21 protein-coding genes are annotated in these 22,466 nt (G+C 45.8%); 9 read left to right on the forward strand and 12 right to left on the reverse strand.

Translation table 11 applies throughout. From position 1 onward, the window contains the following. The 4 genes from FHQ23_RS00775 to iolD all read right to left on the reverse strand — a co-directional run. Window positions 1-416 (reverse strand): helix-turn-helix domain-containing protein (locus FHQ23_RS00775; RefSeq protein ID WP_139612608.1); only part of this gene is annotated, 416 nt, incomplete at its 3' end. A gap of 259 nt (window positions 417-675) precedes the next feature. Beyond that, window positions 676-1,689 carry an inositol 2-dehydrogenase gene (gene iolG / locus FHQ23_RS00780; RefSeq protein ID WP_139612609.1) on the reverse strand — a complete coding sequence of 338 codons (1,014 nt, stop codon included), beginning with the start codon at window positions 1,687-1,689 and terminating at the stop codon, window positions 676-678. A gap of 2 nt (window positions 1,690-1,691) precedes the next feature. After that, window positions 1,692-2,588 carry a myo-inosose-2 dehydratase gene (gene iolE / locus FHQ23_RS00785; protein WP_139612610.1) on the reverse strand — a complete coding sequence of 299 codons (897 nt, stop codon included), beginning with the start codon at window positions 2,586-2,588 and terminating at the stop codon, window positions 1,692-1,694. A 53-nt stretch (window positions 2,589-2,641) separates the two neighbouring features. Further along, on the reverse strand, window positions 2,642-4,582 hold the full coding sequence (gene iolD / locus FHQ23_RS00790) for a 3D-(3,5/4)-trihydroxycyclohexane-1,2-dione acylhydrolase (decyclizing) (RefSeq protein WP_139612611.1): 1,941 nt from the start codon (window positions 4,580-4,582) through the stop codon (window positions 2,642-2,644). Between the two features lie 389 nt (window positions 4,583-4,971). Between iolD and FHQ23_RS00795 the strand changes: the two genes are divergently transcribed. From FHQ23_RS00795 to FHQ23_RS00805, 3 genes are all read left to right on the forward strand, one after another. After that, complete coding sequence (locus tag FHQ23_RS00795; protein ID WP_139612612.1) at window positions 4,972-6,891, forward strand: bifunctional 5-dehydro-2-deoxygluconokinase/5-dehydro-2-deoxyphosphogluconate aldolase; 1,920 nt, start codon at window positions 4,972-4,974, stop codon at window positions 6,889-6,891. A 113-nt stretch (window positions 6,892-7,004) separates the two neighbouring features. After that, on the forward strand, window positions 7,005-8,876 hold the full coding sequence (locus FHQ23_RS00800) for a DUF294 nucleotidyltransferase-like domain-containing protein (RefSeq protein WP_139612613.1): 1,872 nt from the start codon (window positions 7,005-7,007) through the stop codon (window positions 8,874-8,876). After that, window positions 8,873-9,589: a 3'-5' exonuclease gene (locus tag FHQ23_RS00805; protein ID WP_139612614.1), complete on the forward strand. Its 717-nt coding sequence runs from the start codon at window positions 8,873-8,875 to the stop codon at window positions 9,587-9,589. Before FHQ23_RS00800 ends, FHQ23_RS00805 begins: the two co-directional genes overlap by 4 nt. 94 nt (window positions 9,590-9,683) lie before the next feature. Here the strand turns inward: FHQ23_RS00805 and FHQ23_RS00810 are convergent, their stop codons facing one another. Continuing rightward, a complete protein-coding gene (locus FHQ23_RS00810; protein ID WP_139612615.1) occupies window positions 9,684-11,366 on the reverse strand; it encodes a solute:sodium symporter family transporter in 1,683 nt (560 codons plus the stop codon). Between the two features lie 393 nt (window positions 11,367-11,759). Between FHQ23_RS00810 and narQ the strand changes: the two genes are divergently transcribed. Both narQ and FHQ23_RS00820 read left to right on the forward strand, forming a co-directional pair. Continuing rightward, window positions 11,760-13,460 carry a nitrate/nitrite two-component system sensor histidine kinase NarQ gene (narQ, locus tag FHQ23_RS00815; RefSeq protein ID WP_139612616.1) on the forward strand — a complete coding sequence of 567 codons (1,701 nt, stop codon included), beginning with the start codon at window positions 11,760-11,762 and terminating at the stop codon, window positions 13,458-13,460. 38 nt (window positions 13,461-13,498) lie between these two features. Beyond that, the gene (locus FHQ23_RS00820) at window positions 13,499-14,002 is read left to right on the forward strand and encodes a GNAT family N-acetyltransferase (protein WP_139612617.1); all 504 of its coding nucleotides are present in this window, start codon (window positions 13,499-13,501) and stop codon (window positions 14,000-14,002) included. An 87-nt stretch (window positions 14,003-14,089) separates the two neighbouring features. On the opposite strand, the gene FHQ23_RS12690 is transcribed toward FHQ23_RS00820, so the two are convergent. Then, entirely contained in the window at window positions 14,090-14,323 is a 234-nt protein-coding gene (locus tag FHQ23_RS12690) for a YgaP-like transmembrane domain (RefSeq protein ID WP_442805443.1), read from the reverse strand. Between the two features lie 194 nt (window positions 14,324-14,517). Next, entirely contained in the window at window positions 14,518-15,438 is a 921-nt protein-coding gene (gene rdgC, locus FHQ23_RS00830) for a recombination-associated protein RdgC (RefSeq protein ID WP_139612618.1), read from the reverse strand. Window positions 15,439-15,503: 65 nt separating this feature from the next. Between rdgC and proC the strand changes: the two genes are divergently transcribed. Next, complete coding sequence (proC, locus tag FHQ23_RS00835) at window positions 15,504-16,319, forward strand: pyrroline-5-carboxylate reductase (protein ID WP_139612619.1); 816 nt, start codon at window positions 15,504-15,506, stop codon at window positions 16,317-16,319. A 1-nt stretch (window position 16,320) separates the two neighbouring features. Beyond that, on the forward strand, window positions 16,321-17,481 hold the full coding sequence (locus FHQ23_RS00840) for a 3-phenylpropionate MFS transporter (RefSeq protein ID WP_139612620.1): 1,161 nt from the start codon (window positions 16,321-16,323) through the stop codon (window positions 17,479-17,481). 33 nt (window positions 17,482-17,514) lie between these two features. Here the strand turns inward: FHQ23_RS00840 and ubiA are convergent, their stop codons facing one another. Both ubiA and FHQ23_RS00850 read right to left on the reverse strand, forming a co-directional pair. After that, window positions 17,515-18,381 (reverse strand): 4-hydroxybenzoate octaprenyltransferase, encoded by an 867-nt coding sequence (ubiA, locus tag FHQ23_RS00845; protein ID WP_139612621.1) that lies wholly within the window; start codon window positions 18,379-18,381, stop codon window positions 17,515-17,517. Between the two features lie 132 nt (window positions 18,382-18,513). Next, window positions 18,514-19,386: a rhomboid family intramembrane serine protease gene (locus FHQ23_RS00850; protein WP_139612622.1), complete on the reverse strand. Its 873-nt coding sequence runs from the start codon at window positions 19,384-19,386 to the stop codon at window positions 18,514-18,516. A 93-nt stretch (window positions 19,387-19,479) separates the two neighbouring features. On the opposite strand from FHQ23_RS00850, the gene FHQ23_RS00855 reads away from it, so the two are divergent. Continuing rightward, complete coding sequence (locus tag FHQ23_RS00855; RefSeq protein ID WP_139612623.1) at window positions 19,480-19,794, forward strand: DUF5389 family protein; 315 nt, start codon at window positions 19,480-19,482, stop codon at window positions 19,792-19,794. An 8-nt stretch (window positions 19,795-19,802) separates the two neighbouring features. Here FHQ23_RS00855 and glpE read toward each other — a convergent pair whose 3' ends face one another. The 3 genes from glpE to FHQ23_RS00870 all read right to left on the reverse strand — a co-directional run bounded on the left by glpE (window position 19,803) and on the right by FHQ23_RS00870 (window position 21,657). Further along, window positions 19,803-20,138, reverse strand: a complete 336-nt coding sequence (gene glpE, locus FHQ23_RS00860; RefSeq protein WP_139612624.1) for a thiosulfate sulfurtransferase GlpE — start codon at window positions 20,136-20,138, stop codon at window positions 19,803-19,805. Window positions 20,139-20,206: 68 nt separating this feature from the next. After that, on the reverse strand, window positions 20,207-21,082 hold the full coding sequence (locus tag FHQ23_RS00865) for a DMT family transporter (RefSeq protein ID WP_139612625.1): 876 nt from the start codon (window positions 21,080-21,082) through the stop codon (window positions 20,207-20,209). Between the two features lie 32 nt (window positions 21,083-21,114). Continuing rightward, on the reverse strand, window positions 21,115-21,657 hold the full coding sequence (locus FHQ23_RS00870; protein ID WP_132968064.1) for a TIGR00645 family protein: 543 nt from the start codon (window positions 21,655-21,657) through the stop codon (window positions 21,115-21,117). Between the two features lie 172 nt (window positions 21,658-21,829). Between FHQ23_RS00870 and FHQ23_RS00875 the strand changes: the two genes are divergently transcribed. Further along, window positions 21,830-22,315 carry an HI_0449 family lipoprotein gene (locus FHQ23_RS00875; protein ID WP_139612626.1) on the forward strand — a complete coding sequence of 162 codons (486 nt, stop codon included), beginning with the start codon at window positions 21,830-21,832 and terminating at the stop codon, window positions 22,313-22,315. Window positions 22,316-22,466: the final 151 nt, after the last annotated feature.

The following is a 22,466-nucleotide window of genomic DNA, read 5'->3' on the forward strand; positions in this document are numbered from 1 at the left end:
TCTCCAGACATAATATTATTATAATCAAGTAGAAATTGGTGAGGAAAAGATTTAGGAATCTCTATACCAATCTCTTTTAAAATTCGAAACATATCTGAACTTAATATTTCTAATTCATCTTGCAATGGTATCGTATTATACCCCGTCTCAGCTTGCTCCTCTGCTAACTCGGCAATAAAGTGGATAAGTCTATCCCAATTTCGAGCATTCTCTATTGAACCAACAAGTAAAATAAAACTTGGATCAAGATTATCTATTTCTAGTATTTTTTTTAGCTTTTCTCTTGATTCAAATGACATATATTCGCCTTTTTTCCATTTACTGATCTGAGTAGGCGACACAGCTAATTTAACTGCAAGCTCTTTTTGAGTGCAGGAGAGTAAATCTAATGCTAATGTAATTAAATCATTGTTCATATACCTTCCTTATTTATTTAGTAAATATAAAAATAATTTACTAAATTATAATCTTCCTGTTGTATATGACAAGAAGTTTTTGCATTGTTTGCAACAATAAAGGAAGAATAAATTTATCTATTTGATTTAAAATTAATTTTTTTGATGAATTTGGAGTTTTATAGCATTAAAAGCGGGAGGTTTATACGAATTTCGCCTTCTTGAGCGTCGAATGCTGCGTTTCTCAAGAAAGCGAATCAATGTAGTTTAAATTTCTAATCTATTGACCAACCTCACTAATCTTAACCGGTCTGCCCTCTTCCATCGATTTTTTCGCAGCCAGTGCTATCAACACCGGTTGCAAGCCGTCGTCGCCGTTGACAACGGTCGGTTTGTCGTTGACCACCGAATCGACGAAGCAGGAGATCTCGTCGGCGAAGGATTGCATATAGCGCTCAAGGAAGAAGTATTTCGGTTTTTCCGCTACCACGCCGTTTTCGCCGGAGAAAACCGCACTTGAGCCGGTGTCGTTGCTGATTTGGATTGCGCCTTTCGAGCCGAACACTTCGGCACGTTGATCGTAGCCGTAAACCGCTTTGCGGCTGTTGTCGATTACGCCGATCGCGCCGTTTGCTAATTTCAAGGTGATTACGGCTGTGTCGATATCGCCGGCTTTGCCGATTTCCGGATTGACCAACACGCTGCCGACCGCAAACACTTCGGTCACATTGCTGCCTGAGAGGTAGCGGATCATGTCAAAATCGTGAATCGTCATGTCGAAGAACATGCCGCCGGATACTTTAACGTATTCGATTGGCGGCGCATCCGGATCGCGTGAGGTCACTTTGATAATATGTGGTTCGCCGATGTCACCGGCGACAACACGATCTTTAATCGCTTTAAAGTTGTGATCAAAACGGCGGTTGAAGCCCACTTGGAATTTCACCCCGGCTTTTTCTACCGCTGCCAACACTTGCTTGATTCTGCCCACATCGGCATCAATCGGTTTTTCACAGAAAATATGTTTGCCGGCTTGCGCAGCTTCGATTGAAATCGGAGCGTGGGTATTAGTGGAGGAGCAGACCAACACCGCATCAATTTCAGGGTCTTGCAGAATTTGTTTGTAGTCGTCATAGACATGCGCAATGCCCATCGATTTCGCCCAAGCTTGCAGCTCTTCTGTGACTTTAATGTCGGAAATCGCTTTGATTTCTGCGCCTTTAACGTATTTGCTGATACTTTCCGAATGCACACGTCCGATACGGCCTGCGCCGATAATACCTACTTTAATCATAATTAAACTCCTGCTACGTCTTTGATGTATTTACGGCCTTTTAAGGCGTATTCAAATGGATTGGCAAGTGCCGGATCTTGTTCGGCTTCCACCACCATCCAACCTTTGTAATCATGTTTTTCTAAAATCGCAAAAATCGGTTTGAAGTCAATCACGCCATCGCCCGGCACGGTGAACGTCCCTTTTTTTACTCCTTCTAAGAAGCTGAGATCGTTGGCTTTAACCTCGGCAACCACGTCATCACGCACATCTTTCAAGTGCACATGGACGATACGGTCAATGTATTTCTCTAATACATCCAACATCGCTTGCTGCGACCCTTCAGAGTAGTAAAGATGACCAGAATCGAACAGCAAATAGACATCATCATTAGTCACTTCCATATAGCGGTCAACCTCTTGTGGCGTTTGGATCCCAGTACCCATATGGTGATGCAGACAGACTTTCATACCTTTTTCAGCAGCAATTTTAGCCAGCTCGTTGTAGCCCTCCGCCAGCAGTTGCCATTCTGCATCGTTGAACACGGTTTTTTCTTTGAAAATCGCTTTTTTCTGACCTTGAATACTGCGGCTCTGTTCTGAACAACCGATCACTTTGGCGCCCATGGCGTGTAAGAAATTCATGTGTTCAATAAAATCTTTGATGGTTTGCTCTTTTTTGCCGTCCACAAAGAAAGTACTGAACCACGCATTACAGATCTGAATGCCGCGCACGTCTAATTTGTGTTTCAGCACTTTTACATCACGCGGATATTTATTGCCGACTTCGCAACCTTCGTAGCCAGCCAACGCCATTTCACTGACACATTGTTCAAAGGTGTTTTCTGCGCCCAATTCCGGCAAGTCATCATTGGTCCAGCCGATTGGGGCGATACCCAATTTCACATTTTCTGCTTTCATCTGTTTGTTTCTCCTTCAAAGGTGATTTTAAATACTTTATTTAACTCGATAATTTAATAACGACGGGCACGGTTAATCTGAATTTCCGCTTTTTGGAAAGCCTCACGCACCCGCTCTTTTTGCGACACTTCTGCCACGCCAACGTGCCACCAACTGCCATAACCATGCACCATGGTTTTCGGCAATACTTTAATGTCGATCAACGTAGAGACTTTCTGTTTTTTTGCCTCTTCAAGTGCGGTTTTCAGTTCTTCTTCGGTTCTGACTTTATAGGTTTTGCAACCGTAAGAGGCGGCGTTCATAGCAAAATCCACCGGAATAAAGCCGGCATCCAGCTGGTTGGTTTGCGGATTTCTGAAACGGAATTCGGTGCAGAAGCTATCCATGCCGTTGCCGATTTGCAAGTTGTTGATGCAACCGTTGGTCATATTGTCCAGCAGGATAATATTGATTTTTTTATGTTCCTGAATCGAGGTGATCAACTCCGAATGCAGCATTAAATACGAGCCATCGCCCAAGAAGGCATACACCTCTTTTTCCGGCTCCGCCAGTTTTGCGCCTAACGCCGCATTGACTTCATAGCCCATACAGGAATAGCCGTATTCCAGATGATAGGTATTTTCGCCTTTGCTTTGCCAAGTGCGTTGCAGATCGCCCGGCAAGCTGCCAGCGGCGGCAACAATAATATCGTTTTCGCCCAACGCCTGATTCAAAATACCTAACACTCGGCTTTGGGTCAGTGATGAACCGGTAATTTGTTGGAATTCCTGATAAACCGCAGCGGTATCCAGTCGGTCATTGACTTCCGGCACAAAGGTTTTGCCACTATAAGTGACGTTATACACCCGGTTTAACTCTTGTTCGAACTGTTGTTTGGCTTGCGCAATCTGAGCATGCCATTGGGCTTGATAACCGACTGCTTGCAGCAGCGGCTGCAACTGTTGCAAACTGGCCTTGGCATCAGCGGTGACTTGCACCCCATCCAATTTATAGGCATCGAAACGGGCGATATTGATATTTAAAAATTCCACTTCAGGGTTTTGAAAAATCCATTTGGACGAGGTGGTGAAATCGGTGTAGCGGGTGCCGATACCGATCACCAAATCGGCTTCTTTTGCCAACAAATTTGCGGACAAACAACCGGTTTCACCCACGCCGCCAACATTAAGCGGATGAGCAGACACCACCGCACTTTTGCCTGCTTGGGTTTCGGCAAACGGAATTTGATAGGCTTCGGCAAAGGCTTTCAGCTCCGCAGCCGCTTCGGAATAACGTACACCGCCGCCACAAATAATCAACGGTTTTTGCTTACGTTTGATCAGTTCCAGCGCTTGTTGCAGCATCGGTTCGGTCGGCAAAGAGCGTTCAATACGGTGAATGCGTTTTTGCAGAAAATACTCTGGGAAATCATACGCTTCCGCTTGCACATCTTGTGGCAACGCAATCGTTACCGCCCCTGTTTCCGCCGGATCAGTCAGCACCCGCATCGCATTGATACAGGCGGTCATCAACTGTTCCGGACGATTGACCCGATCCCAATATTTACTCACCGCTTTAAACGCATCATTGGTGCTGATACTCAAATTGTAGCTTTGCTCGATCTGTTGCAGCACCGGATCCGGTTGCCGGGTGGCAAACACATCGCCGGGCAACAGCAGCAGCGGAATACGGTTGGCGGTCGCCGTGGCGGCGGCGGTGATCATATTGGCAGCGCCAGGGCCGACTGAGGAGGTGCAGGCGTAAATCTGCTTGCGCGCCTTTTGTTTGGCAAATCCCATCGCCGCATGCGCCATGCCTTGTTCGTTGCGCCCTTGGTGTACAATCAGCTGTCCGCTGTCTTGTTCCAACGCTTGCCCCAAACCGAGCACGTTGCCGTGTCCAAAAATGCCAAAAATACCCTTCACAAATTTGCTGACTTTGCCGTCTACTTCCACATATTGGTTATCTAAAAATTTGACGAGTGCTTGGGCAACGGTGAGTTTTTGTGTCTTCATAGATTCTCCTGCCAAAATAATGCGAGCTATCAATGCTACAGTGAATGAATGCTACAGTGAATGTTTACAGTCGCTATTCTACTCAAAATTAATTCCAATAAAATACAAAATGAAATGTAAATTTCATTTTTGCGAGCTGGATCAATTTCTTGATCAAAAAAAGTGAAAAGTGCGGTTTTTTTGGCGAAAACGAGCCACATACGTTGTGACTGAAATCCAGTTAGAAATCGCTTATAAAAAGATTTTTTGAGATCAAGATCCCAAAAAAACGAGTTAACAATAGCAAAATGAAATATTTATTCTAAAATAAAGAAAAACTAAATAGTTTGTTTTGATTGGTGTTATCGCAATTGCAAAACAGTACGCAGTAAATACAGGAGAGGATCATTATGTCACAAAAGCCCGCATCAAAACCCTTAGACCTCATTTGTCTCGGACGGATTGCCGTCGATTTATACGGGCAACAGATCGGTTCCCGCTTGGAAGACGAAACCACCTTTGCCAAATATCTTGGCGGTTCCTCCGGCAATGTGGCATACGGCACCGCGATTCAAGGCTTGAAATCGTCAATGCTTGCCCGAGTGGGCGACGAACATATGGGGCGTTTTCTACGTCAAGAGTTGCAAAGCGTCGGCGCAGATACCAGCCACTTAATTACCGACAAAGAGCGGTTGACCGCACTTGTGATTCTCGGCATCAAAGATAACGAAACCTTTCCACTGATTTTCTACCGTGACAACTGCGCCGATATGGCGATCAGTGCCGATGACTTCAGCGAAGACTACATTGCTTCGGCGAAAGCGTTGGCGATCACCGGCACCCATCTTTCTCATCCTAAAACCCGCCATGCGGTGCTGACCGCACTTGAATATGCCGGACGCAATGGCGTCAAACGGTTGCTGGATATTGATTATCGTCCGGTGTTGTGGGGTTTAACTTCTCTTGGCGATGGTGAAACCCGCTATGTGGATTCACAAGCGGTAACTGATTCCTTGCAAGAGGTGTTGCACCATTTTGATGTGCTGGTCGGCACCGAAGAAGAGTTCCACATTGCTGGCGGCTCGACCGATACTCTGACCGCACTTAAGAATGTGCGTAAATGCAGTCAAGCAACCTTAGTCTGCAAACGTGGCGCGCAAGGCTGCTCGGTGTTCGAGGGCGAAATTCCCGATGATTTAGATGGTGGCTTGAACGTATACGGCGTGCGCGTGGCAGTGTTAAACGTGCTGGGCGCCGGCGATGCCTTTATGTCCGGTTTATTGCGTGGTTATATCAACGGCGAAGGTTGGGAACAAGCCTGTCGCTATGCCAATGCCTGCGGGGCGTTGGTGGTATCCCGTCATGGCTGTGCGCCGGCAATGCCGAGCAAAAAAGAGCTGGATAACTATTTATCCCGTGCCGAATCGGTGCCACGTCCGGATTTAGATGCAACCTTAAACCATCTACACCGTGTCACTACCCGCAAAACCGAATGGAATAATCTGTGTATTTTCGCCTTTGATCACCGCAAACAACTGGACGAAATGGCACAAAAGTGCGGTGCCGATCCAAAACGGATACCATACTTGAAAACGCTGTTGTTGCAAGCGGCACAACAAACCGCCAAAATAGAAGGGGTCGACAACGGACAGTCGGGTATTTTAGCCGACACCACTTATGGTCAAGACGCATTAAATGCGATCACCGGCAAAAACTGGTGGATTGGGCGTCCGATTGAGAAACCAGCTTCCCGTCCACTGGCACTGGAATACGGTGATTTAGGCAGTCAGTTGATCACTTGGCCGCAAGAACATGTGGTCAAATGTTTAGCGTTTTATCATCCACACGATACGGCTGATTTGAAAACGCAGCAAGACCAAAAACTGCTGGATGTTTATCAAGCCTGTTGTCGCACCGGGCACGAACTGCTGCTGGAAATTATTCTGCCGTTGGATATGGAGCAGCAAGAGCACCATTACCATGAAATTGTGCAACATCTCTATAGCTTAGGCATCAAGCCGGATTGGTGGAAACTGCCGGGTATCAGTGCTGATGGCTGGGCAGATTTAAGCCAAATTATCGAAAGCAACGACAGTTACTGTCGCGGCATTCTGATTCTGGGCTTAGATGCACCGGAATCCGTGTTTGACGCAACCTTTAAAGCTGCTGCCAACGCAAAATTGGTGAAAGGCTTTGCGGTCGGCAGAACGATTTTCGCCGAACCCTCCGCCGAATGGCTAGCTGGAAAACTCGACGATCAACAATTAGTTACTGCGGTTTCCGAGCGCTATCAACGTTTGATCCAATTGTGGAAAAAATACCGCACTTGATTGTAATAAGGTCTGTTGATTAACATGAAAAGACACCTTAAGTTACCCAATTTAAGGTGTCTTTGATTTTGATACAGGCTACACTATGCAAATACGCTATGAGGAAAAATACGATGGACAGCTCTTTGATTCCGAACATTGAATGGTTTATTGCCCAAATTGATCCGTTTAATCACCTACCAAAAAATGTCATCAGTCAAATCGCTGCCAATATTGAAATCCGTTACATTGCCGAAGGTGCAGTGATTGCATTTGAAGAACAACGTGACAAACGCTGCTTATATCTGATCCGCACCGGTGCGGTCGAGCAGAAAAAAGCGAATGGCGAGCTGCGGGCAAGATTAGAAAGCGGCAGCGTATTTGGTTTCAGCATCTTTAATCCTCAGGAAGAAGAACATTACACCGCACTTGCGATTGAAAACAGCCTGATTTATCAAGTTCCCTACGCTATCCTACACCAAATTTTACAGCAACATCCTGAATATGCAGAATATTTTGCCAGTGATGCGAATATTCGCCTGCATAAAGCTGCACAAGCCCATTTAGCGCAAGACCAAAGCAATCTTTTTATGCAATCTGTGGCGGAGGTGGCAAATCGCAAAATCGCGCAGGTTGATGCCCATGCCACCATTCAGTACACCGCAGAAAAAATGTGCCAACAGCGCCGTTCATCAGCATTAATCATGCAGGACAAGCAGCTTATCGGCATTGTCAATGATCGCGACATGACCAAAAAAGTGGTGGCACAAGCGTTGGATGTGCAATTGCCGATCACCTATATCATGACCTCGAATCCTCCCACAATTGCTGCCGATGATTCGGTGCTGAATGCGGTCTCGCTGATGATGCAACACAATATCCGCAGTTTGCCGGTGATGGCAGACAATCAAGTTTTAGGTATTTTAACCGCCACCGATTTAGTCCAGAAAAACAGTACTCAATCTATTTTTTTGATTAACCATATTTTTCAGGCAGATTCACTGCCGTTATTGGTTAATCTGGCGCAAAAACGGCAGGCGCTGTTTGCAGCCTTGGTTAATAGCGGTACTCACTATCAGCATATTATGCAAGTGATGACGTTGATTGCCGACGCCTTCAACCAAAAATTGCTTATGATGGCAGAACACTACTGCGGCGTGGCGCCGTGTCGCTATGCGTGGCTGGCTTCCGGCTCCCAAGCCCGTTATGAGATTCATCCGCTGTCAGATCAAGACAATGCAATCATTACTGAACGGAAATTAAGTTTTGAAGAGCAGCGTTATTTTTTGCGGCTGGCTGAATTTGTCAATGACGGGCTAGACAAGTGCGGTTATGAAAAATGTTCCGGTGGCTATATGGCATCGAATCCGAAATGGTGTCAATCTTTGGCAGAGTGGCAACAAGATTTCCGCCACTGGATTCAGAATCCGGAGCAAGAAGGATTACTCAATGCGTCGGTTTTGCTCGATTTGCGTGTCATTTATGGTGCGTCAGATTTGGGCACCGAGTTACAGCAATTTTTTATCCAATTAATTGGACAAAACAGACGTTTTTTAGCCTTTTTGACGGCTAATGCGATCCGAGTTAAACCACCACTGAATATTTTCAGGAATTTTGTGCTGATCAAAGACGGGGAGCATAAAAACAAGCTGAATCTAAAAAAACGCGCTATCAGCTTATTGGTCGATTTAGGGCGCATTTATGCGCTGTCTGCCGGCATTGTGCAGGCATCTTCGACCGAAGTGCGGTTCAAAGCATGTTATCAAGCCAACGTTATCAATCAAGCCACTTTGGACGATATTTTAGCAGCATACCACTTTGTGAGCGAAGTGCGGTTTAAATATCAAGCGCTGGCATTGCAGCAGCAACAAGCACTTACCAACCATATTGTCCCCAATGATTTAACTTTGTTTGAACGTAATAATCTGAAAGATGCTTTCCGTTTAATCGCCAAATTGCAGGAAGCGGCAGAAATGCGCTTTTCGCAAAAAGGGCTGCTGCGATGAAACCACTTTTCAAGCGCTGGCGGCAGCGATTTGATCCTTTGGCAAAACTGGAGAAACAACGATCAGCATTATGTACTCAACACCAATGTCCACCAGCACTATTACCGCTGTTTGCCGCCGCTTATCCGCACGCCGACACCGATCTCAACTCGTTGTCTTATCTGGTGATTGATTTTGAAACCACTGGGCTGAATCCGATGGTCGATCATATTCTCAGCGTCGCCAGTGTACCGATTGACGATTCTTGCCTGAAATTGTCTGAATCTCGCCATGATTTTGTAGCACAGCAGCACATTAAACAAGATACTGCGGTGATTAACCATATCGTACCGCAAATGCTGCAAAGTGCGGTCAGTTTGGATCAGGTGATGGCGCAGTTATTTACACAGATGCAAGGACGCATCGTGATAGCGCACGGTTCAAATATAGAAAAGCGCTTTATTCAGCACTATTTGGCAATGAAATATAAATTGCAGTCGTTTCCGTTGCTTTGGCTGGACACCTTAAAACTGGAACGAACTTTCGTCGCCACACAGCAGCAACGAGACTATCAATTGGGCTGTGTGCGCCGACATTATGGCTTGCCGGAATATATTAATCATAATGCCTTAATTGATGCCATTGCCGCCGGAGAGCTGTTTTTAGCACAAATCATTCGTCTATTCGGTTCGCAAGATAAAACGTTAGGGGAAATTTACAAGCGATCGTTATAAACCACATCAAAGTGCGGTTGCTGGCGTATCGCTAAACAATAACCCCGTTCAGCCTAACAAGAACGGGGTTATGAGTTTTGACGGTCTTTGTGTATCAGGCTGTTGGGTTCAGTTGTTTATTACGTTGTTGTACAAAAACATACAGGAAATACAACAAAGTGCCGGCAGCAAAACAATAATAACCAATCCAAACTAAGCTCGGTACGTTATGCGCCATAAAGATATACATGGTTAAAGACAGCAGCGTGATCACCAACGCAACCGGTTTAACATATGCCCAAGGTTCAATGTCCACTTGTTGAGTATAGACTTCTTGATACGGTTGTTCCATTGGCTGAAAGTGCCCGATCAGCAGCATAATCACCACATTGATCACAAACAGCAGCCCCACCAAATGGAAGAAGTGCATATCGACTTTTAAAATAAAGTTACACACAATGTAGGAAACCATCCCGAAAATCAGCCCGAATTTCGCCGCGATCGCCGGCACGCGTTTAGTCAGCAACCCAACTACAACCACGCTTAAAATCGGTGCATTAAATACCCCTTGCAGCTGCTGAATTAAATAAAACAATCCATCCGGCGCATTGGCAACCAACGGCGCTACCACCATCGCCACCACAGCCAAAATAATCCCGACCACCTTACCGACATTCACCAGTTTGGTATCACTGGCATTGGGATTAATCTGCACTTTATACACATTGCGCGAAAACAAGGTCACCGAAGAGTTCAGCGCACTATTAAAGGTGGATAACACCGCCCCGACTACCACCGCCGCAAAGAAACCAACCAACGCATCCGGCAACACCAAATGCACCAAATCCGGATAAGCCTGATCAGGAATATCCAATGTGCCTTGAAAAATATGAAACGCAATGATACCGGGCAGAATAATCAGTAAAGGTCCTAACAATTTCAGAAAAGCACACAACAGTACCCCTTTTTGCCCTTCTTTCAGATTTTTAGCGCCTAAAGCACGTTGAATAATCGATTGGTTAGTGCACCAGAAAAACATATTCGACACAATCAAGCCAGTAAACAGCGTTGAGAATGGCACCACAGAATCCGCAGCACCAATAGAATTAAAATGATCCGGATTGGCGTGATATACCTCTTTTAACCCATTCCAAGCGTTACCATCACCAACGTACATCAACCCCAAAACAGTGACCATAATTCCGCCGACCAACAAGCCGACGCCATTGATGGTATCTGAAACCGCCACCGCTTTCAGCCCGCCGAAAATCGCATAAATCGAACCCAAAATGCCAACACCCCACACCATGATCCAAAGTGCGGTCGTCTTATCCACGCCAAAGACTTCAGACACCCGAAACAAGCTTTCAAGCGCTAAAGCACCGGTATATAACACAATGGGCAACAACGAAATCACATAACAGCCCAGAAACAGCAATGACGTGATCAGCAACGTGCCTTTATCGAAGCGTTTTTCTAAAAATTCTGGAATCGTAGCAATGCCGAGTTTTAAATATTTCGGCAAAAAGTAAAACGCAAACATTGCAATGGTAATCGCCGCCATCACTTCCCACGCCATCACAATAAAGCCCGAACGATACGCCAAACCGTTCAACCCAACCAAATGCTCAGTAGATAAATTGGTCAGCATCATCGAACCGGCAATAAACACCGCAGTTAACGAACGACCGGCAAGATAATATCCTTCAGAATGGCTGAGATCGTCATGTCTGGTGTACCACCAGGCAATCAGCGCCACCATGGCAGTGAAGCCGACGAATGATATAAACGCTAGCATAAATTCTCCTCGTATCTCGATAAACAATCGGTTTTAATAACAATCACCATTTCATTTATGAAATATACGTTTCGAATTAGATTTGCGCAATTGCTAATCTTTCATTTTGCTATCGAGATCAAATTTTAGAAGATTATTTATATAATAAGCAGTAAGCTTAGCTATATTTTAGTCCGCACTGCATCAGAATCCAGCTATTATGGAAAATTTATTTCATATTGAATGGAGTTTTTAAATTGCATGGAATCTTTAAATGGTCGCCTTGAAAGCTTACACCGATTATTAAAAGTTATAATAGGCAAAAATACTGCGTTTTAGCCACTAAGTTAGCTATACCGCACTTGCTAGAATACTTATAATATTCCCATCGTTGCAAAACCCTTGGAGCAAATCGTGCAAATCAAAAAATCAGTGACGTCGCGGTTGGCGTATAATTTAGTGTTGATTATCCTGCTGTCGGGGCTGTCCACTTGTGTCACCACGCTGATTATGATCAGCAATCATTCCGATGCGGAGATGATCAATGTGTCTGGCTCGTTGCGGATGCAGAGCTATCGCCTGCTACACGAAATGCAATATCAGCCTGAGCTGCTGGAACACGGGGTGAAAACTTATCGCGCCAGTCTGCAAACTCCGACATTGATGAGTCTAGAGCGTTTTTATGTGCCAAGTAAGGTGCAGAGCGCATACCGCACTTTGCTGGAAAGTTGGGCGGTGATGGAACAATATATTCTGCAGCATGAGCCGGAGCTGTATCGACAAAATCTAGAGCGTTATGTCGAGCAGGTCGATAATTTTGTCTCGGTATTGCAAGTTTTCTCCGAACAACGAATTCGTTTCGCGATTTATATTAATATTTTCAGTCTATTGCTGATGATTCTGCTCAGTGCTTATTTACTCAGTTACAGTCGCAAAAAAGTGGTTGAGCCACTACAACGTTTAGTCACTGCCAGCCGGCAGGTACAAAACAGCCAATTTCAACATATCAATCTGGATATCGACAGCGCCAATGAGCTGGGTGAATTATCACGTGGGTTTACCCAAATGGCAGCACAGCTGCAAAAGCTCTATCTTTCTCTCGAAGAGCAAGTGAGTCAAAAGACCCGCAGCTTGACTCAAATCAACCGCACTTTATCAATGTTGTACTACTCCTCCCAGCAACTCACATTACACGAAATCACGCGTGAAAATTTGTTGACGGTGCTGACGCTATTGCAGCAAAACGAAAAGTTGCAAGTGGTGCGCCTGAGCGCAAACGGTAATGAGATGTTTGATTTACAGGCGGGGCAAGAGAGCGACGTGCCTTGGCAAACCACCCGGATTATGATCAACGAGCAACATCTAGGCAACTTAAACTGGCAGCGCAGCGAAGCGTACCCCGATTTACGCACCATCGAAAATATCGCCCAGATGTTAGGACGGGCAATTCACTCCTACCAACTATTGCGCCAGCGGCAGCATTTGATCTTAATGCAGGAACGTTCGATCATTGCTCGCGAGTTACATGATTCGTTGGCACAGGTGCTTGCCTATTTGCAGATTCAATTAACCTTATTAAAACGCAGCATTATACAAGAAGTGGATGCAGCAAAAGCCAACAAAAGTTTAACCATTTTGAACCAATTTGAGACCGCACTTAGCGACGGCTACACCCAACTGCGAGAGCTGCTAGCAACTTTCCGGTTGACTGTCAGCGAGTCTAATCTGACCTTGGCATTGCAAGAGGTGATTGATTCTCTGCAATCTCGTTCTGAAGCAAAAATTGTGCTCGATTGTGCGCTGCCATCACAACTATTGAACGCACAGCAGCAAATTCATCTGTTACAAATTGTGCGCGAAGCGGTACTGAACAGTATTAAGCACGCCAGCGCCTCACTGATTGAAGTGGTTGCCAAAACCAATCCAGATGGCGAAAATGAAGTGCTGATTCGCGACGATGGTATCGGTATTCCGTCACTAAATGAACCGAGCGGTCACTACGGTTTGAATATCATGCACGAACGGGCACAAGAATTAAAGGCCATATTGAATATTCAACGTCGCGCCACCGGTGGCACTGAAGTCAGCTTACGTTTGCCGAACAGCGTTGAATAGCAGCACCAAATAACCATAAAAATAAAATAGGAAATAAAATGACAGAAATCAGTATCCAACCGTCCACAACACAGGATTTAAATCAGATTGTTGCCATTTATAACCAGACGATCGCTTGCCGCCACATTACATCCGATTTAGAACTGATTAGTATTGCCGATCGGCAAGCCTGGTTCGAGTTTCATCAAAATAACCCGCGTTATCCGATTTGGTCGGTACGCACCCATGACAACCACCTTATCGGCTGGGCAACGCTATCGCCGTTTTACGGTCGTCCGGCTTATGGCATTACCGCTGAGGCCAGTTTTTATCTGGACAAAAATGCCCAAGGAAAAGGCATCGGTAGCCAAGTGGTGCGTTTTTTGCAGCAGCAAATGCAGCCACTACAATTTTCAACGCTGTTAGGTTTTGTGTTTAAAGGTAATCCTGCTAGTGTCGGCGTGCTGCAAAAGTGCGGTTTTCAGATTTGGGGCGAACTGCCCAACGTTGCCGATATGCAGCAACATAAAGAAACACTGTTGTTGCTGGGCTATCAGGTCTAAAGCAGATTCTTATTTAACAAGTCATCCGCTCTACTTTAAGTTTTAAACATAGTAAACAGCCAGCGTTACCGCTGACTTAAAAACGGTTTAAACTCTTTTGGCGCCAAGTTTACAAAACAGATGAGAGAGCAAGCAAAAGCCGGTCAACCCGCTGGTCAGCATATTGACCGATATTAATAAACAGACCCACAACCATTGCGCACTGACAAACAACGGGCTGGCGGACAGCCCCAAAAGTAAAGAAAGTAAAATAAATAACCCGCGAATAATACTTATTAATTGCCAACAGCCCAAATCATCACCCTCATCTCGGTCAATCATGTTATTAAAGATTGACCAATTTGTAAAAAACGTGACAATTTTAACCTACAAAATCCGATAAAAATATACCTATCACACATTATTTTTAGATTTTATCTAGGTCTGTATTAACGGAAAGGGCAATCCTTGCAGTATTTACCTTTTTTCTTATATTTTTTGCAGCACTTATTTTTCTTGCCCATGACAACAACTGATTATATTTTATCCGCCAGTGATCCTGCTTCTCCGCCAAACGCTTCGAGTAACCGTTCGCTGAGCTGCGCCAAGATTCCGCTCATTAAAATAAAATCCGCATCAAAGCGCTGTGCGTAATCCTCTTTCAGAATGTCATCATTTTTCTCACGCACCGTATCGGCAAATTTCAGACGTTTCAAACTGCAATCCTGCGCAAACACAAAGCTCAAGTGCGCTTCCCATTCCAGCGCCAGCTTGGTGATCTGCTTAGCTGCGGCAAAATGGTTCTGCATTTCGCTGCTCTCCAAATCCTGTTGTTTACAGCGAATCACCGAATCATCGGTGGTCGAGGTCAATTCGGCTTCGCCCAATGCCGTCAACCACTGCGGCAGATTGTCATTGGCGATCCAGTCGGTCATCACCGCTGCCGGATCATTGGCAAATGCCAGCGGCACCACCGGCAGTGATCCCAACGATTTACGCAGTAATGCCAGCGCATCCTCCGCCCGTTTTGCCGAGGCAGCGTTGACATAAACCAGATCATTATCGGCATCAATCCAAAGTGCGGTTTGCTGTTTTTTACTGAAAGCGCGTGGCAATAATTCGTTGATCACATCGTCTTTCAGTGCCTGTTTTTCCACTTTGCTCAGTTTGCGTTGCTCCTTTTGTTCCACGCTTTCAACTCGCTGCTCCAGCGCTTGTTTGATCACCGCCGCCGGCAGGATTTTTTCCTCTTTTTGTGCCAACAACAAACACTGTCCATTCACACTGAAGTGTAGCAAATCACTGCCGTTCAACGGCGATGCCCAACCGAATTTGCTTTGATCATGGCTACCGCACGGAAAAAATGCCTGATGTGGCAACGCCGCGTCCAACACATGGCTCGACCAGTCCAATTTTTTACTTAAACGGTAAACCATGACATTTTTAAACCAATACATAAATCTCTTTTCCTGCTTATGTTAGAATGCACAATATTGTAACAGACCTTGTTAAGGAAAAATGTATGCAACAAAAATTAATTGCATTTATCGGCGCGGGTAATATGGCCCGTGCGATTATTTTGGGCTTGCTGCGCAGCGGCTATCCAGCGCAGAAAATCATTGCCACCAATCCAAGCGACGGCAAGCTGGTAGCCTTGGCGGAACTAGGGGTGCAAACCTCGAATGATAACCGCTTTGCAGTTGAGCGGGCGCAAGCGGTGGTGTTGGCGGTAAAACCGCAACTGATGGCAGCCGCCTGTGCCGATTTCGCCGATTTGGATCTCAGCCGAACACTACTAATTTCAATTGCAGCTGGAATTTCGGTCAAACGTTTGAACACATTATTACCCAGCGCAACAGCGATAGTCAGAGTGATGCCAAATACGCCGTCACTGCTATCCGTCGGTATGGCTGGGCTGTTTGCCAATGCCAAGTGCGGTGCTGATGACCGCATCTTTGCGGCTGATTTAATGTGCTCGGTCGGAGAAATTTGCTGGTTGCAACAGGAAAGTGAAATTAACAGCGTGATTGCCGCTTCCGGCAGCAGCCCGGCATATTTCTTTCTGTTTTTGGAAGCAATGCAGCAGCAAGCGATCAACATGGGCTTAGATCCTGCCACCGCGCGGCAATTGAGCCAGCAAGCCATGCTGGGCGCAGCACAAATGGCGATCGAAAATTCGCAATTGGAACTGGCAGCGCTGCGCCAACAAGTGACATCCAAAGGCGGCACCACCGCCGCTGCATTACAGGTTTTTGAACAACGTCAGCTGAAGCAGATTGTTGCCGAAGCCATGCAGGCAGCCGTTGCCAGAGCCGAAGAGATGGAGAGCCTGTTCTGATATGTTTCGCACCTCGCCCTTTGTTTGGTTAATTTGTAGTTTTATCGGCTATTTCGCCACTTATGGTGTGGTTTTGCCGTTTTTGCCGGTCTGGCTGAAAAGCTACCACTATTCGGAAGAGACCATCGGCATCGTGGTCGCCTTCTCTTTTCTATTTCGTTTTGCCGGCAGTATGCTGTTTTCACAATGGGTCAAACAGCCTTCGGCTTTAATTTCGATGCTGCGCCTGATCGCTTGGTTCAGTCTCGGCTTGGTGTTGGCCATTGCCGCCAGCACCGAAATCGCTTGGTTGCTGATCGCACTGATTTGGTTGTTCAATGCGGTGTTTGGCGCCGGTATTCCATTGACCGATGCTTTGGCAGGCAACTGGCAACGCCAAGTGAGCTTAGACTACGGCAAAGCCCGCTTAACCGGTTCACTGGCGTTTATCGGTGCTAACTTGCTCGGTGGCTATGTGTTGGGCATTTTCGGCGATCAAAGTATGATTTGCCTGGTGATCGCACTTTTATTGGGTTATGGCGCTCTCCAGATGCTATCGCCCAATCCGTATCCGCAAAATCCGGACAATAGCCAAAAAGTGCAAGCCAATGTCAGTTATAAAACCATTTTAGCCAATAAACAGATCCTGGCGTTGTTGGCGGTTCTGGCGCTGCTCCAAGGCAGTCATGCCGCTTATTATGCTTATGCCGTGTTGTATTGGGCAGAATTAGGCATCGGGGTTGAACTCAGCGGTTGGTTATGGGGTGTCAGTGTGGCAGCAGAAGTACTGGTGTTTTTCTTTGCCGGGCGTTTGTTAAAAAACTGTTCGCTCTACTCGCTGCTACTGTTCACTACGGTGGTGGCAGTGTTGCGCTGGCTCGGTATGGGATTGGCAGAACACTTTATCCCATTCTTGCTGCTGCAAACCCTGCACGGTATCACGTTCGCATTATGCCACTTTGTGACGATCCGCTATATCACTGGCTGTCCGAGCAGTTATATTGCCAAGCTACAGGCGCTGTATAACGGCGTTTGCAGCTGTTTAAGTGTCGCCCTGTTTATGCTGTTTGCCGGGGTGGTGTATCGTTATAATCCGGTATGGGCGTTTTATTTGATGGCAATGTTAGTATTACCAAGTTTTGTATTGCTGCAAAAGGTGAGAAATCCGCAGCGCGTTGAATAAAGTGAAGTAAATTGGATTGTGTTTGGTGGGAGATTACACAAAAATCCCCAATAATAGCGCAATAAAAATCCCCATGCCGAAGTAGTTGTTGTTAAGAAACGCCTTAAAACAGTCGGCACGGGTGCGTTCGCGAGTGAGTTTGCATTGATACACAAAGCAAAGTGCGGTCACGGCAACCGCCGCATAATACAACGGGTGCAGCTGCGCCAAATAGCCGATAGCGGCAAACAATATTAAGGCGACAAATTGCAGTAATGCAATGATTTTATTGTCATATTGTGCAAATAAAATCGCGGTGGACTTCACCCCGATCCGCAAATCATCATCACGATCGACCATCGCATATTGGGTGTCGTACGCCACCGTCCACAGCAGATTGGCAAAAAACAGCAGCCAACACAACAGGGGCAACGCCCCACTAACAGCGGCATACGCCATTGGAATTGACCACCCGAACGCCGCACCCAACACAAATTGCGGCAGATGGGTGTAGCGTTTCATAAACGGATAGACAAATGCCAATACCACTGCGATAAACGACAAAAAAATCGCATAGCCATTCAGGTTCAGTACCAATAGGAATGAAAGTGCGGTCAGCACTACGAACAAGATTTTCGCCTCTTTTTCACTGACTTCGCCGGTTGCTAACGGACGATTTGCGGTGCGTTTGACACTGCCGTCAATGTGGCGATCGGCATAGTCATTGATCACACAACCGGCAGCACGCATCAGCACCACACCCGCGACAAAAATCAGCAATATTTTAGTATCCGGCACTGCCCCAGCTGCCAAAAACAGCGCCCACAGCGTCGGCCATAACAACAGCAGCGTGCCGATGGGGCGATCCAAGCGCATTAAACGGGCGTAGGCATGTAATTTTCGGGTTAATACTTCGGGCATTTTCGTAATGGTTTGTTATCGAATAATGAGTGGCGTTTTGTGTTACGCCTATCATCGCTATCAATCAAATATGGACGCTATCTTACCGCAAAATAAGTAAAAATACTCTGCATACCCACGAATTTTTGTTTTTCAGTTTTGTTTTTTGCGGGCTACTCGCTTTCCGTCTAGCCAAGCTATTGCACTGCCAAGCAGCAAACCGGAAATATGTGCCGCATTGCCCACCTGCAAATTCAGCAATGGCCCCACAAAACCAACCGCAACCCCCGCCAACAACAGATAGATAAATCCACTCGGCAAGCTGAATCGACACAGCGGATCAACCCGACTCATCACATAAACGTAGCCCAAGATCGCAAAAACCACGCCAGACAGCCCGAAAAATGCCGGTCCACTGAACACATTTTGGGTAATACCGCTGATCAGCGCGGCAGCCAAAAACAGTTGCAACACTTTGCCTGAGCCGCAAGAGCGCTCAATCATCGCACCAAAGACCAACCAATAGGTCAAATTAAAAACAATATGGCTCAGTGACAAATGCACCAACGCATGGGTGAAGAATCGCCAAATTTCGCTATATTGGCGGCTATTTTCTGGGAAATGCGCCGATAAATACAGGTCGGTCTGATAATCGCTCAAACTTAGCAGATATGCTAGCACGCAAATCAAACCGATCAGCGCCGTTACCGGGGCGGTGACAACTGAATTCCATCCGCTACGCCATTGCGAAAAATTGGGTAACAGCGACTGAAAGCGCCCTTTCAAAGAATAGGTTTGCCCGTCTTGCCAACTCGCCTGCATATACTTTTCGGCAAACGGCGTGTGCCGATATTGCTCTGCCTCATTTAACAGCTGGCTCAGCTGCGGATCATTCTCTTCCAGCGCCAACAAATAGTACCCTTGCTGTTGATATAACGGCAAATCACGCTGATATTCACGGCGGATATAGTCACGAAAGCGCAGTGCCAATTCCGGCTTGTCAGTACTTAAAATTATTTTGGTCATAACGTTTTAGAAAACAGGATTAGAAAAACCACAAAGTTACGCTATACTAGCGCCTTGCGTAACAGATTGAAAGAGATACTAGGAGAATGTCAGGTGCATAACCAACCACAATTAAACGGCTTTTCCAGCTTTGCTTGGGCCACCGCACTTTTTTGCCTGCCAGCGATTCTCTGGCCACTGGCACTGTTGGTTTCGCCATCGGTCGCCGATAATCCAGCACTTAGCAGCCGTGCGGTATATTGGTTTTCAACCGCACTTTGGGTTTATCCGCTAGGGTTATTCGCTACCGCACTTTTATTGGCAAAATTGCGGCGTACCGCACCACAAGCTGCATGGTTACTGCTCTTGTCAGCATTTATTGCTTTTTACGGCTTCCTCGCCTATTTGATTATCCGGGTTTGGCACTAGATTAACACTTATTCACTTTGCAAATCACTTTCATAAGGCAAGCCGGCACGCAGCCAACCTTCAAATCCACCCTGCACACTGGCAACATGGTCGAAGCCTTGTTCAATCAAAAAATGGGCGACATTCAGACTGCTAACCCCGTGGTAACACATCACCACAATCGGAAAATCATAATCATAGCGATCTAAGAATACACCGTAACTTTGATTAGTGAGATGAAACGCTTGCGGCGGACGACGGTAGCTGAAATTCTTCAGATCGCGAATATCTAGCAATACCGCCTGATTATCCTGCACCTGCTGCCACGCCTGCTGTGCAGTTACTGTTGCAATTTCGGTGGTCATAAAATACCTTTATCAAGAAAAAATTTAACAGAATGTTAACAGCTAATTTTAAGAAAGAAAAGTGCGGTTCAACGCTCAGTTTTGTTGCTATTCAGCAGAAACATCAGATAGCCACTGAGAAAAATCAGCAGATAACCGAGCCAACTGAATAGATCCGGATATTGATCAAACAGCAGCATACTGAAAAACGCCGCAAAGATCACCGAAGCGTACGAATAGAGCGACACCTCTTTGGCGCTGGCGTAACGATACGCCAAAGTAATCCCGAACTGCCCAACTGTTGCCATCACGCCGGATAGCAACAAATAGCCCAATTGTGCCAGCGACATCGGCTTAAATTGCCACACCACAGCAGGCAGCAACACAATGGTTGAAAAAAATGAAAAGAAAAACACAATGGTATAAGGCGATTCAGGACTTGGACTCAGCGCTAATACCCGCAGCATCAGATAAGCCGCTGCAGCGAAAATTGCACCGCCAATTGCAATCAGCGCCGGAAAAAGTGCGGTCTGCTCAGCATTAAAACCGGGTTTGATAATCAGCAGCACCCCAATAAATGCCACCAAACATAATCCTATTTGCCGCAACGAAATTGGCTCTTGCAAAAAAATCGCCGACAGTCCGATCAGCAAAAATGGAGATAGTTTGCTGATCATATCGGCGTCGCTCAGCAACAAGTGGTCGATAGCATAAAACCCCAACAACACACCAAACAAACCAAACACCGAGCGCAGCAGCAAATTGCGCCGATTAAGCGTTTGCCCAAAAAACAACGTGCGATTTTTCCACACCAAATAACCACTCAACAATGTGGCAATGGCGTTACGAAAAATCGACTTCTCCACCACCGGTAAATCCCCAGCCAATTTGACGCACACCGCCATCAGGGTAAAACCCAGTGCTGAAACCAACATCGCAATAATGCCTTTAGCCAGATTTGTCATCGCAACCGCACTTTGCTTTAATTCAAGCTTGCTTAATGGTTTTTATGGGTTGTGCCATACAAAATACGATCGGTGTATGCCATCGCCAACGCTGATGCCAAAAAGCCCAAATGCAGCAGTAATTGCCACATCATCTGTTTTTCCGGCAAATTGCCGACATTGATAAATGTCTGCAACATATGGATTGAAGAGATGCTGATGATCGCCATCGACAGCTTCACTTTCAACACCGAAGCATTCACATGATTCAACCATTCCGGTTGATCGGGGTGATCATCGGTGTTCAGGCGTGAAACAAAGGTCTCATAGCCGCCGACAATCACCATAATCAACAAGTTGGCGATCATCACCACATCAATCAAGTTCAATACCGCCAACATCACCATATTTTCATTCATTTGGTTAAGATTGACCAACAGCTCCCAGAGTGACTTGATAAATTTATAGGCATACACCATCTGTACCACAATCAGCCCGATATAAATCGGCAGCTGAATCCAGCGACTGGCAAAAATAATTTTACTGAAAATTGAGGTTCTTCTGATGCGATCTTGTTTTTCGTTTGTGATATGCATAATGTTCTAAAAATGTTAACTAAAAAAGTGGAAGAAAATTACCTATTTTCGGTTTAAATAGCAAGCTATGCCTGTGAAAATAGCAGACGAAAGCCATAGAAATTCGGTTTTCCGCTAAAAATATAATAAAATAACCGCACTTTGACCAAGAGCGGTCGGCAAGGAGCAGAAAATGTTAAAAAAACTAATATCCACAAGCTTTATTTTACTCTTGATCGGTTGTAGCAACAAAGCAGTAATCGATTTACCCGATTCGCAGCGTGATGCCAAATCCTATGCTATCGCCTATCAAACCACGGTGCAGTCTTTCCAAGGGATTGTAGGCGAGAATTATGAAGTGGATGATTTCACTCGCGGCGCGCAGGCTTGGTATCGTGGTGATATCAAAACCAGCATCGCCAACATTCGCGATCAGCTGTATAACCAGCTGCAAGACAGTGATTTGTATGCCTTTCGTAGCGGTGTTGTGTTTGCCGGCGAGCTGCAAAACAACTTTTCACGGTTAAATCAAAATTGCTGGTCATTGCTGAACAAACCCAGCCTGACCCAAGGTATTTATGATGCGATGCGTGATTTACGCCGTGATCGCGTGCGTGAAGAAAACGATCCATACTTGACGGCTGGAACCGAGCAATTTCTACAAAACTGCCGAAAATAACAGCAAAATGTGATGTAGGTCACTTTTTAGTGATTTTTATTTTGAACTGAAAATCAGAATGGCGAATAATAGCCAACAGATTATATTTGCTGCTTCACTGTTCAAAAATGGGGCAGCAAAGTTTTTTCTCTTTTTGCTGAAACGTTTCATC

The sequence above is a fragment of the Testudinibacter crocodili genome, from assembly GCF_006228025.1.
In the GTDB taxonomy this organism is placed as follows: Bacteria; Pseudomonadota; Gammaproteobacteria; order Enterobacterales; family Pasteurellaceae; genus Chelonobacter.